Consider the following 12,669-nt stretch of genomic DNA (forward strand, 5'->3'; position numbering starts at 1 on the left):
GGGAGTTTCCGAGACGACGCCTGGGGCTCCTCCCGCGGGGGCCGTCGCCCGGAGGGGACGTGGACGCCGGGCTCGGCCGGCCCGCGACACGGAGCACTGTGATGCAGTGGTCACATGTGGGTCAAGTCACCATGGGAGACCTTGGCGGGAGGTGAGGTCACCGCCGTGCCTCCGCCCAGTAGGCGCGCCACTGCTCCTCGGACAGCTCCCGCGGCTCGTGCCCCTCCGCCCGCGCGGCGTCCTCGGCCGTGCGCACCCGGGCGTCGAACCGACGCGCCGCCGACCGCAGGTCGGTCTCGGCGTCCCGGCCCTGGTCGCGCTCCGCGGCCACCGCGGCGAACAGCTCGCCGCCCTCGCCGCCGTCATCGCCCACCAGGTCGGCGGGCACGCCGTTGCGCACCGCCCGCTTCTGCAGCTCGTAGGCGAGCAGCACCGCGGGCTGGGCGAAGGGCACACCGTCCAGGACCGAGGTCGCACCGTCCCCGCCCTCGCGCCGCGCCTTGGCCGAGCGCTCCGCGGCCTTGATCGCCTCCCAGTTCGACCACACCTCGTCGGTGCCCGACACCTCCACACCGCCGAACACGTGCGGGTGGCGGCGCGTCATCTTGTCGATGATGGCGTCCGCGACGTCGTCCACGGTGAAGTGCGCCGGGTCCTCCCGCGGCCGCTCGGCGGCGATCGCCGCGTGGAAGACGACCTGCAGCAGCACGTCGCCCAACTCCTCGCGCAGCAGCGCGACGTCGCCCTGCTCGATCGTCTCCAGCGTCTCGTAGGCCTCCTGGATGAGGTACTTGGCCAGGGACTCGTGGGTCTGCGAGCTGTCCCACGGGCACTCGCGCCGCAGTGTCTCCATCACCTCGACCAGGCGCAGCATCCTGTGGCCCTGCGGCCGCTCCTGGTCGCGCTCGTCGGACGGTGGGGTCGGGGTCATCGGGCCCTCGCTTCCTGCTCCGGTCGGTCGTGGGTGCGCACGCGCCGGGGCGGAGCGGGCCGCCGGCCCGCCTCCCGCACCCCGGGATCAGCGGTCCTGGTCGGGCAGCCAGCCGCCCTCACGCAGGGCCGCCAGCACGTGGGCCACCGAGTCGGCCGGATCCGAGTCCACGGTGTCGACCACCAGATCGGCGTCGGCCGGCTCCTCGTAGGGGTCGGAGATGCCCGTGAACTCCGGGATCTCCCCCGCGCGCGCCTTGGCGTACAGGCCCTTGCGGTCGCGAGCCTCGCACACCTCCAGCGGCGTCGCCACGTGCACGAGGAAGAAGTCGCCGAACTCCTCCACCATGGCCCGCACCTCCGCGCGGCCCAACGCGTACGGCGCGATCGGCGCGCACACCGCCACACCGCCGTGCCGCGTGATCTCCGAGGCCACGTAGCCGATCCGGCGGATGTTGAGCTCGCGGTCGGCACGGGAGAACGTCAGCCCGCTGGAGAGCATCCGCCGGACCACGTCGCCGTCGAGCAGCGTCACCGTCCGCCCCGACCTGCGCACGCCGTCGCACACCCCGCGCGCGATCGTGGACTTGCCTGACCCCGACAGGCCCGTGAACAGCACCGTCAGCCCGCGACGCGTACGGGCCGGGCGCAGCCGCGCCAGCTCGGCCCCCACCCGCGCCGGCGTGAACCAGGCGGGCAGCTCGCGTCCGTGCGCCAGCTCGGCGGCCAGATCGGCGTCGGTCGGCTCGCCGCGACTCAGCTCCTCGGGCACCTCGGCGGCGGGCCGCCACAGGCCCTCCTCGGTGTCGAAGGCCCACGGCTTGGGGTCCACGACCGGCAGCGGCGACGCGCTCCCGCCGCTTCCCGCCGCCGGAGCGCCACCGGGCCCCGCCTCGACCATGAGGTGGCTCGCCCCGTAGGCGGCGGCCACGTGCGCGGCCAGCGCGACGTCCGAGGGGCTCCAGCGCCCGCCCACCGCGCCGTGCGCGCGCGCCGCGGCCCGCGGCAGCGTGCACACCAGGAACCGGGTCCGCGCGGGCAGCAGCGGCTCGGCCGCCAGGACCGCGGTGGCCAGCCCCTCGTCCTCCAACCCGGTGTCGACCAGCACCAGAAGCTCGGCCCGGCCCAGCGACTCGGCCTCGGCCCGGATCTGGTTCAGGGCGCGGTGGTGCAGGGGCCGGTCGGTGACCACGGCCAGCAGCGGCCGGTCGGTGAAGGGGTCGAGCTCGCGCTGGCCGCGCACCTCGGCCGGGGACGGGCGCAGCTTGCGCAGCACACCGTAGGTCGGCGGGCGCAGCAGGGTCACGACACCGGCCAGGTGGTGGCGCGGAGCCGTACCGGTCCCCACGCCCTCCTCCGACCACCGCTCGCTGACCGCCAGTTCGGCCAGCGGCGCGCCCTCGGGGTCGGTCAGCACGACCCGCTCGGCGTCGGCCAGGTCCGCCGGAACGTCCAGGGTGACCGGAACCGGCCACGCCCGCCCGTCAGGGAGGCGTCCCTCGCGCCGCACCGACGCGGCCTCCTCGCGCGTCATGAACCCGGTCAGCGGATACGTGCCGTTGAGGATCAGCTCCAGGTGGGCCAGTCCGTCCGGACCCGGGGCGAAGACCGGGGCGTCCGGTCGGGGCCGCGCCCCCTCGGACCCGCCTCCACGCCTGTTGGCACTCACCGCGCACGTCCTTCCTCTACAGAGCCCGGAAACGCCCCTAGCGTATTCCCGCCCGTCTCCCACCGTCGCCCCAGGGCTGCTCCGCAGGGCAGAAGGGGCTACCACCCTCAACCGACGCCTCCGGCGCAGCCCCACCCGCCCGTCTCCCACCACCGCCTGCGGGGCCGCCCTCCGTGCCGTACGTGTGGATGCCCCGCGCACGCGCGGTCGCCCGCCCGCGATGGCCGGAATACCCCCGGACCGGAACCGGTTGTACTGACGTTGTACCAGGCCGGAACCGCTCGGCTCGGCCGCGCCCGTCGTCCGCCGGCACCGGAGGCCGCTCCGCGAAGCCCTTTTCTTGCCGACTCCTTGCCGACGCGGGCCCGGCGGAATCGATAGTCTGAAGGGTGCCGGGCGGCCACTCCCGCAGCCGCCGCTCCATCGTGCAGGCCGCGACAGGCCGCGATCATCCGCCTGAATCGGACCACTCCCACTTTCTGGTGCTCATGAGCCTCATTGGACTTCTCGCCGACGTCGCCAAGGACCCGGCACTGCACAGCGCGATCGAGACCGCCCGCGGCGGCCGCGATCCCCACCTCGACCTCGTCGCCCCCGCGGCGCTGCGCCCCTTCATGGTGGGGGCGCTGGCCGCCGACGCCCCGGTGGGGGCGCACCGCCCGGTCCTGGCGATCACCGCCACCGAGCGGGAGGCCGCCGACCTCACCGACGCCCTGGGATCACTGCTGCCCCAGGACTCGGTCGCACTCTTCCCCGCCTGGGAGACCCTGCCGCACGAGCGGCTGTCCCCCCGTTCGGACACCGTCGGCCAGCGGCTCGCGGTCCTGCGCCGCCTGGCCCACCCCGACCCCTCCGACCCCCTCACCACCCCGCTGCGGGTCGTTGTCGCCCCCGTGCGCAGCGTCCTGCAGCCGCTCGTGGGCGGGCTCGGTGACCTGGAGCCCGTACGTATCCGCCCCGGCGACGACATCGCCCTGGAGGACGTGGTCTCCGCCCTGACCAACACCGGCTACGCGCGGGTGGACCTGGTCGAGAAGCGCGGTGACATGGCCGTGCGCGGCGGCATCCTCGACGTCTTCCCGCCCACGGAGGAGCACCCGCTCCGCCTGGAGTTCTGGGGCGACACCGTCGAGGACATGCGCTACTTCCAGGTCGCCGACCAGCGCTCCATCTCCCCCGACGAGGGCGGGGAGGGCCCGAGCACCAGCGCCGCCTCCGGCCTGTTCGCGCCGCCCTGCCGCGAGCTCCTGCTCACCGACGCCGTCCGCGAGCGGGCCCGCGCGCTGGCCGAGGAGCACCCGTCCCTGGCCGAGGTGCTGCACAAGATCGCCGACGGCGTCTCGGTCGAGGGCATGGAGGCCTTCGCGCCGGTGCTCGCCGACCGCATGGAACCGTTCTTCACCTACCTGCCGGAGAACGCGCTCGTCGTCGGCTGCGACCCCGAGCGGATTCGCACCCGCGCCGTCGAACTGGAGGCGACCAGCGCCGAGTTCCTCGACGCCTCCTGGATCAACGCCGCCTCCGGTGGCGAGGCCCCCATCGACCTGGGCGAGTCCGCCTACATGTCGATCTCCGAACTGCGCTCCACGGCCACCGGCCTGGGACTGCCCTGGTGGGGCCTGACCCCCTTCAGCCCCGGCGACGAGGGCGCGCGCGCCGGCGAGGAGGAGGACGCGGTCATGGTGGGCGCCGTGCCCGCCGACTCCTACCGCGGGGATACCGAACGCGCCCTGGCCGACGTCAAGAGCTGGCTGCACGACAACTGGAGCGTCGTGCTGGTCACCCAGGGGCACGGCCCGGCCGAACGGCTCGTGGCCATGCTCCGCGACGCGGGGCTGGGCGCCTCCCTGGCCACCGACCTCGACGAGCCGCCCGCGCCCGCGGTCGCCACGGTCACCACCGGCCTGGTCGACCACGGCTTCCTGCTGCGCTCGGTCCACACGGTCGTGCTCACCGAGACGGACCTGGTGGGACAGAAGTCCTCCACCCGCGACATGCGCCGGATGCCCAGCCGGCGCCGGGGCACCGTCGACCCCCTCCAGCTCAAGCCCGGCGACTACGTCGTCCACGAGCAGCACGGCGTGGGCCGCTACCTGGAGATGGTCAGCCGCCAGATCCAGGGCGCCACACGCGAGTACCTGCTCATCGAGTACGCGCCCTCCAAACGCGGCCAGCCCGGCGACCGGCTGTTCGTGCCCACCGAGCAGCTCGGCGAGGTCACCCGGTACGTGGGCGGCGAGGCGCCGACCCTGTCCAAGATGGGCGGCGCCGAGTGGAGCAAGGCCAAGAGCCGCGCCCGCAAGGTCGTCCGCGAGATCGCCGGGGACCTCATCCGGCTCTACTCGGCGCGCCAGGCCTCGCCCGGCCACGCGTTCGGCCCCGACACCCCGTGGCAGCGCGAACTGGAGGACGCCTTCCCCTACGTGGAGACGCCCGACCAGCTCGCGGCGATCGACGAGGTCAAGAAGGACATGGCCCGGTCGGTCCCGATGGACCGGCTGATCTGCGGCGACGTCGGCTACGGCAAGACCGAGGTGGCCGTGCGCGCCGCCTTCAAGGCCGTGCAGGACGGCAAGCAGGTCGCGCTGCTGGTCCCCACCACGCTCCTGGTGCAGCAGCACCTGTCCACCTTCACCGAGCGGTACGCGTCCTTTCCGGTCACCGTCCGGCCGATGTCGCGGTTCCAGACCGACGCCGAGGTCGAGACCACCCGCGAGGGACTGCGCAACGGCGAGATCGACGTCGTCATCGGCACGCACCGGTTGCTGTCGGCCGAGACCCGCTTCAAGGACCTCGGCCTCATCATCATCGACGAGGAGCAGCGCTTCGGGGTGGAGCACAAGGAGGCGCTCAAGCGGCTGCGCACCCAGGTCGACGTGCTCGCCATGTCCGCCACGCCCATTCCCCGCACGCTGGAGATGGGCCTGACCGGCATCCGTGAGATGACCACGATCCTCACCCCGCCCGAGGAGCGCCACCCGGTGCTCACGTTCGTGGGGCCCTACGAGGACAAGCAGATCACCGCGGCGATCCGGCGCGAGCTGATGCGCGAGGGACAGGTGTTCTTCGTGCACAACAGGGTGGCGTCGATCGACAAGGTGGCCGCCACCATCAAGCGCCTGGTCCCCGAGGCCCGGGTCGCCTACGCGCACGGCCAGATGAACGAGCAGCAGCTCGAACGGGTCATGGTCGACTTCTGGGAGAAGAACTTCGACGTCCTGGTCTCCACGACCATCGTCGAGTCCGGCCTGGACGTGCCCAACGCCAACACCCTCATCATCGACCGCGCCGACACCTACGGCCTCTCCCAGCTGCACCAGCTGCGCGGCCGTGTGGGCCGCGGCCGCGACCGCGCCTACGCGTACTTCCTCTACCCGCCGGAGAAGCCGCTCACCGAGACCGCCTACGAGCGGCTGGCCACCGTCGCCCAGCACACCGAGATGGGCGCGGGCATGTACGTGGCGATGAAGGACCTGGAGATCCGCGGCGCGGGCAACATCCTGGGCGCCGAGCAGTCCGGCACGATCGCCGGCGTGGGCTTCGACCTGTACGTGCGCATGGTCGGCGAGGCCGTGGCCGAGCTCAAGGGCGACCCGGAGGCCGCCGAGGAGGTCGAGACCAAGGTCGAGCTGCCGATCAACGCGCACATCCCGCACGACTACGTCCCCGGGGAGCGGCTGCGCCTGCAGGCCTACAAGCGCATCGCGAGCGTCACCTGCGAGGAGGACGTGCTGGCCGCCTACGAGGAGCTCAACGACCGGTACGGGACGCCTCCGCAGCCGGTCGACAACCTCATGGCGGTGGCGCGCTTCCGGGTGCTGGCCAAGTCCGCCGGGCTCTCCGACGTGGTCATGCAGGGCAATCAGATCCGGTTCGCCCCGGTGGAGCTGCGCGAGTCGCAGGAGCTGCGGCTGCGCCGGATGTACCCCAAGTCGATCCGCAAGGAGGCGACGAAGACGCTGCTGGTCCCCGTCCCCAAGGCCGGGGGCATGGGCGCCAAGCCGCTGCGCGACCTCGAACTCCTCAAGTGGTGCACGGACCTGGTCAACTCGATCTTCGAACCCGCCAGGAAGGCGGCGGCGAAGGCCTGACCCCTCCGGTTCGGGCCTGCCCGGCCCGAACCGGAGCCGCCTGAGCGGTCAGCGGTGCCGCGCGGCGCGGGCCAGCACCTGCCCGAGCACGGCCCGTGCCCGTTCGTCGTCACGCACACCCGTGCCCCAGGAGGGACGGTGGACGACGGAGCGGTCGCCCTCGTACTGCTCCCGGGCACGGCCGAGGGCCTCCTCGGCCCTCCACTCCAACCGTTCCAGCGCCTGGAACACCCACAGGTCGGCCGGGCACCAGTGGAGGTGGATCGCGGTCGCGGAGCGCAGCGCCTCGGTCTCGCCGGTGATCCGGTACAGCGCCGTCGCCGGGTGAATCGAGAGTCGGCCCTCCCGGGCGAAGTCGCGCAGCCGGCCCGCCAGCTCCACGGCCGCGGGCCCGAGGTCTCCGGCTCGGCGCGCGGCGGCGGCCCGCACACGGTGTCCGTGGCGGAGCGCCCGCCCGATCCCCTCCACGAGGCCGGACACATCCTGCCCGTCCCCGTCCGCTCTCCAGAACGGGTCCCGGACGTCCACGTCACCGCCGTCGGCGCCACACGTGTGCTCGGGGAGCGTCCGCACGCCCCGTCCGTACAGCGCGGCGACCTCGGCGGCGACGAGCCCGGCCTGGCGCCCTCCCTCGGCCAGGTCCGCCAGCGCGGTGGCCGCGGTCGCGCGCACCTGCTCGTCCGGGTGGCCGGCGGCGGACACGAGCCACGGTTCGAGCCGCAAGCGGGCCGAGCGGAGCTCACAGCACGCCTCGTAGGCCAGGCGCGCCGCCGTCCGGGCCGCCGATCCGCCCCGGGCGAGCATCGCGTCCAGAACCCCGAGCTGCTCGTCACGGCCGTCGAGCCCTCGCACGGGTTGGTCGAAGGGATCGAACGGAAGGCGGTCGGGGTCCAGGAGCCCGGGGTCCGCGCACAGGTCCACCACGATCCGGGTGGCCTCCACGGGCCACGGAAGCCCCGCGTGGGCCAGCGTCCGCGCGGCTGCGGCGCGGACGGGCCACGGGCGGTCCCCGGCCAGCTCGGCGGCGATCCACGCCCCGTCACCGGGGGCGATCCGGCCCAGCGCCACCAGGGCGGCGGCACGCACCTCGGGCAGGGGGTGATCGCGCAGCCGGTCGGTGAGCGGCCCGACCACCGTCGCGGGGTCCTCCGGGTCCGCCACGTCGCTGAGCAGGGCGTGGGCATGGTCGCAGTAGAACATCCCGGGCTCGCTCATCGAGATCTCGTACAGGCGCTCACGGCAGAGGGCCATGGCCACCCGGACCCCGGCCAGGGCCTCGGGGGCGCCCTTCGACGCCTTCGCGATCCACTCCACCAGATCCAACAGTTCGCCCGCGAGGACCTTGTGCGGACCGGCCACCAGCTCCACGAGGAAGAACACCGCCTCGGCGGAGGCCGGGTACACCGCTCCCTCGTCCCGGTCGTACAGGGCGGCGGCGATCGTCTCGTAGGCCGGATCGGCCACGGCGTCGAAGGGCGAGGCCAGTCGGTCCAGGAGGGCGGGCACGTCCTCGGCCGCGCCGCGGGCGTGGTGCAGGGACGACCAGTCGATCCGTCGGGCGGCTTCCACCACGGGGTCGGGCATGAGGTGTTCCTCTCGCGCGCGGTACACGACTCCGATGCCCCGCCCGCTCCCACGGTTCCGCCCCGGCGGCCCTCCTCGGGCCGCCGGGGCGGTTCCGTGCGCGGCTCAGGCCGCGGTGGAGACCCCGCCGGGCACGTGCCGCGGCGACTCCAGCGCCAGCTCCAGCACCTGGCGGACGTCGCTCACCGGGTGCACCGTCAACTGCCCCAGGACCTCCTCGGGCACGTCGTCCAGGTCCGGCTCGTTGCGCTCCGGGATGAGCACCGTGGTGACCCCCGCCCGGTGCGCCGCCAGCAGCTTCTGCTTCACGCCGCCGATCGGCAGGACCCGGCCGGTCAGGGACACCTCCCCCGTCATCGCCACGTCCGCTCGGGCCGCCCGGCCCGACAGCAGCGACGCCAGCGCCGTCGTCATCGTGATGCCCGCGCTCGGACCGTCCTTGGGCACCGCGCCCGCCGGAACGTGCAGGTGGACGCCGCGCTCCTTCAGGTCGCCGACCGGCAGCTCCAGTTCGGCGCCCCGGGCCCGCAGGTAGGACAGGGCGATCTGCGCCGACTCGCGCATGACGTCGCCGAGCTGGCCGGTGATCGTCAGCCCGCTCGCCCCCGACTCCGGGTCGGCCAGCGACGCCTCGACGAACAGCACGTCGCCGCCGGCCCCGGTCACCGCCAGCCCGGTCGCCACACCCGGCACCGACGTCCGGCTCGCCGTCTCCGGCGTGTGCCGGGGCCGCCCCAGGTAGCCGCTCAGGTCACCGGTGTCCACCCGCACCGGCGGCGTCGCCTCGCCCAGGGCCGCGGCCGAGGCGATCTTGCGCAGGATGCGGGCGATCGTCCGTTCCAGGCCGCGCACCCCGGCCTCGCGCGTGTACTCCGCGGCGAGCGTGCGCAGGGCCTCGTCGGTGACCTCCACCTCCGGCTCGCCCTCGGACGTGACCAGCCCGGCCCGCTCGACCTGCCTGCGCAGGAGGTGGTCACGGGCGATCGCGACCTTCTCGTCCTCGGTGTAGCCGTCCAGCTCCACCAGTTCCATCCGGTCCAGCAGCGGCCCGGGGATCGTGTCCAGGGCGTTGGCCGTGGCCAGGAACACCACGTCGGACAGGTCGAGGTCGACCTCCAGGTAGTGGTCGCGGAACGTGTGGTTCTGGGCGGGGTCGAGCACCTCCAGCAGCGCCGCCGTCGGGTCGCCCCGGAAGTCGGAGCCCACCTTGTCGATCTCGTCGAGGAGGACGACCGGGTTCATCGAGCCCGACTCCTTGATCGCCCGGACGATACGGCCGGGCAGGGCGCCCACGTAGGTGCGCCGGTGGCCGCGGATCTCCGCCTCGTCGCGGACGCCGCCGAGCGCGACCCGGGTGAAGCCGCGGCCCATGGCGCGGGCCACCGACTCCCCCAGCGAGGTCTTGCCGACCCCGGGCGGTCCGACCAGGGCGAGCACCGCACCGCTGCGGCGCCCGCCGATCACGCCCAGCCCCTGGTCGGCGCGCCGCTTGCGGACCGCCAGGTACTCCGTGATCCGCTCCTTGACGTCGTCCAGCCCGGTGTGGTCGGCGTCCAGGACCTCCCGGGCACCGGCGATGTCGTAGGCGTCCTCGGTGCGCTCGTTCCAGGGCATGTCCAGAACGGTGTCCAGCCAGGTGCGGATCCACCCGGACTCGGGCGAGGAGTCCCCGGCCCGCTCCAGCTTGTCCACCTCGGCCAGCGCCGCCTTGCGGACGTGCTCGGGCAGGTCGGCGCCCTCCACCCGCACGCGGTAGTCCTCCTCCTCGCTGGAGGAGCGGCCGTCGAGTTCGTCGAGCTCCTTGCGGATGGCCTCCATCTGCCGCCGCAGCAGGAACTCGCGCTGCTGCTTCTCGACGCCCTCCTCGACGTCGCGGTCGATGGTCTCGGCGACGTCGAGTTCGGCCAGGTGCTCCCGGGTCCACTCGCCGAGCAGGCGCAGGCGCTCCAGGACGTCGTAGGTCTCCAGGAGTTCGAGCTTGCGCTCGGCGGTCAGGAAGGGCGAGTAGCCGCCCCGGTCGGCTAGCAGGCCCGGGTCACTGACCTGCTGGACGCCGTCCAGCACCTGCCAGGCGCCGCGCTTGTGCAGGTAGGTGGTGAGCAGTGCCTTGTACTCGCGGGCCGCCTCCTGGACGCGGCCCGGGTGGTCCTTGGGCTCGCTGTGGACGGTGGCAAGGACCCACAGGGCGGCGCCGGGTCCGGTGGTGCCGCTGCCGACGCGGGCGCGCGCGGTGCCGCGCAGCACGGCGGCGGGCTTGCCGTCGGGTGTGCGGCCCACCTGCTCGACCACGCCGACCGTGCCCACGGCGGCGTAGGAGCCGTCGAGGCGCGGCACGATCAGGACCTCGGGGCCCTTGGCGGAGTCGCCGGAGCTCGCGACCGCCTGGGCGGCCTCCACGGCTGCGCGAACGTCGGAGTTGGACATGTCGACCGGCACGACCATGCCCGGGAGGACGACGTCGTCGTCGAGGGGCAGCACCGGGAAGGTCACGCTGGCGGAAGTCTCACTCATGAATCCTCCTAGTTGAGTCAAACACACTCAATAAAAAGGAGCCGAGTTTTCTTCCCACCCGGTTGTTCGCCCACAGCGATCAGCCCGTGACCTGCGCGTCCGCCCTCAGTTCTTGGGCGCGTCCACCTCGTCGGGCGCCGCCTCGTAGGTGATGCCGTACATCTCCTCCTCCTCGGCGTCCTTCCTGCGCTGCCACCAGCGCGGGCGCCCGCGCCCGGCCGTACTCCCGGCCTCGCGTTTGACCTCGCGTCTGGCCTCCCTGCGCGCCGCCCGCAGCTCCCGACGCGCCTGCGCGCGGGCCGCGCGCTCGGCGGCCCGCTCCGCCCGGGCGCGCTCCCGCGCGCTGCTCGCCTCCGCGTGGCGCTGGGCGAGCGTGGACGGCTCGGGTTCGGCCGGCGCCTCGTCCTCCCGGGTCCGCAGCGGCGTGACCGTGGCCAGCCCCTCGCCGACCGGGACGTCCGGGGGCAGGTCCGCCGCCGGACGCTCGCGTTCCGCGGCGGCGGCCCGCTCGGGCTCGGGAGCCGACAGGCGCAGCCGGCGCGAGTACCACCAGTTGGCGATCCACGCGGCGATCGCCGCGGCCACTCCCACCTCCAGCGCCGCCACGAGGCCCACCTGCCACGCCGACGGGCCCACCTCGGTGAGGCGCTGCGCGCCGAGCGACCCGCCGGCCAGCTCGGCCAGCGCCGCGCACAGCAGCCCCGTCGTCACCCCGCACACGAACCCCCACAGCGGCGCGGCCTCCCGGACCACGTCCGGGGCACTGCGCTGGGTCAGCACACCACCGAACCCGCCCGCGACGAACGGCAGCGCCAGCGACACCAGGGACAACGCCGGAGCCGCCCCGTTGTCCGGAAGGGCAGCGAGCATCGGGAACAGCGGCAGCTGCCCCACCGACACCCCCGTGGGGGCGACCACGGTCAGCTCCCCCACCGCGAACCCCGGGCCGAGCGCGTAGCAGACCGCGAACACCACGGCGTTGGGCAGGTACGCCAGCTGGATGACGATCAGCAGCGCCCCGCCCACGATCCCCGGGGACAGCAAGCGCGTGGTCTCGACGACCTCGGGCAGGCTCACCGCGAGCGCGACCACGAACAGCAGCAGCCCGCCGAGCAGCAGCCCGGAGGTGGAGGCGAGCATGCCCACCAGGAGTGAGCGCGAACGGGCGGGCATCAGCGCCAGCAGGTCGCGGACGGGCACGCCCTTGTCGCGCATGAGCTGGCGCAGGGCTCCGAGCCCTCCCGCCAGGAAGGCGATCACGAAGCCCATGACGAGCGCGCGCGGCATGCTGGGCTCGATGGCGTCGGTGCGGGCCACCAGCGCCAGCGTGCCCGCGATGGCCGCGTAGGGGCCTGCGATGGCCAGGGCCGCCCGGTACACGTGCCGCAGGCGGGCGATCTCGCAGGCGCGGGCCAGCCAGCGGCCCGAGCGGTACAGCAGCAGTCCCGGGAGCAGGACCAGGCCGAGCGGGAGGAGCCCGATCTGGCCGTCCGGGATCGCGAAGGACACGTGGTGGCCCACCAGCCAGGCCAGGACGGCGCCCTGGAGGAGGTCGACGATCTCCTCGCCGAAGGCGTCGTGGGGCGCGGCCACCCAGCCGATGATCGTCAGCGTGACGATCACGGCCAGTCCGCTGCCCGCCGCGGTCGCCGCGGCGATCCCACCGGTCGCGTAGATCGGCCGCGACCCGCCGGGGGCGGTGTCACTGGTGGGGCGGGTCCGCTCCGGGGCGCGGCCGCGGTCGGGGGGAGATCCTGGCGTACTCACCCGACTTATGCTGCCAGGCACCGGAATGCTCCGTGGTATCCCGGCCGCGCGTGTCGTGGCCCGGCGTCCGGAACCGGCTCGCCGTGGCGCGCGTCCTATCATGAAGACTCCCGCTCG

At 73.9% G+C, this 12,669-nt stretch carries 6 protein-coding genes; 1 reads left to right on the top strand and 5 read right to left on the bottom strand.

Features of this window, described 5'->3' with window-relative positions:
* Positions 1-157: 157 nt before the first annotated feature.
* Both mazG and cysC read right to left on the bottom strand, forming a co-directional pair.
* The gene (gene mazG / locus HNR10_RS10670) at positions 158-931 is read right to left on the bottom strand and encodes a nucleoside triphosphate pyrophosphohydrolase (protein ID WP_246406165.1); all 774 of its coding nucleotides are present in this window, start codon (positions 929-931) and stop codon (positions 158-160) included.
* An 87-nt stretch (positions 932-1,018) separates the two neighbouring features.
* Complete coding sequence (gene cysC / locus HNR10_RS10675; RefSeq protein ID WP_179822832.1) at positions 1,019-2,599, bottom strand: adenylyl-sulfate kinase; 1,581 nt, start codon at positions 2,597-2,599, stop codon at positions 1,019-1,021.
* A 488-nt stretch (positions 2,600-3,087) separates the two neighbouring features.
* On the opposite strand from cysC, the gene mfd reads away from it, so the two are divergent.
* The gene (gene mfd, locus HNR10_RS10680) at positions 3,088-6,690 is read left to right on the top strand and encodes a transcription-repair coupling factor (RefSeq protein ID WP_179822834.1); all 3,603 of its coding nucleotides are present in this window, start codon (positions 3,088-3,090) and stop codon (positions 6,688-6,690) included.
* A 48-nt stretch (positions 6,691-6,738) separates the two neighbouring features.
* Here the strand turns inward: mfd and HNR10_RS10685 are convergent, their stop codons facing one another.
* From HNR10_RS10685 to HNR10_RS10695, 3 genes are all read right to left on the bottom strand, one after another.
* Positions 6,739-8,274: a HEAT repeat domain-containing protein gene (locus HNR10_RS10685; RefSeq protein ID WP_179822835.1), complete on the bottom strand. Its 1,536-nt coding sequence runs from the start codon at positions 8,272-8,274 to the stop codon at positions 6,739-6,741.
* Positions 8,275-8,379: 105 nt separating this feature from the next.
* Entirely contained in the window at positions 8,380-10,785 is a 2,406-nt protein-coding gene (lon, locus tag HNR10_RS10690) for an endopeptidase La (protein WP_179822837.1), read from the bottom strand.
* Between the two features lie 105 nt (positions 10,786-10,890).
* Positions 10,891-12,552, bottom strand: coding sequence for a cell division protein PerM (locus HNR10_RS10695; RefSeq protein WP_376769748.1), 1,662 nt, complete (start codon positions 12,550-12,552; stop codon positions 10,891-10,893).
* Positions 12,553-12,669: the final 117 nt, after the last annotated feature.

It is taken from the genome of Nocardiopsis aegyptia (genome assembly GCF_013410755.1).
In the GTDB taxonomy this organism is placed as follows: domain Bacteria; phylum Actinomycetota; class Actinomycetes; order Streptosporangiales; family Streptosporangiaceae; genus Nocardiopsis; species Nocardiopsis aegyptia.

Coding starts and splice junctions, on each gene's coding strand:
- mazG (WP_246406165.1), bottom strand. CDS start 931: ATGACCCCGACCCCACCGTCCGACGAGCGCGACCAGGAGCGGCCGCAG.
- mfd (WP_179822834.1), top strand. CDS start 3,088: ATGAGCCTCATTGGACTTCTCGCCGACGTCGCCAAGGACCCGGCACTG.
- HNR10_RS10685 (WP_179822835.1), bottom strand. CDS start 8,274: ATGCCCGACCCCGTGGTGGAAGCCGCCCGACGGATCGACTGGTCGTCC.
- lon (WP_179822837.1), bottom strand. CDS start 10,785: ATGAGTGAGACTTCCGCCAGCGTGACCTTCCCGGTGCTGCCCCTCGAC.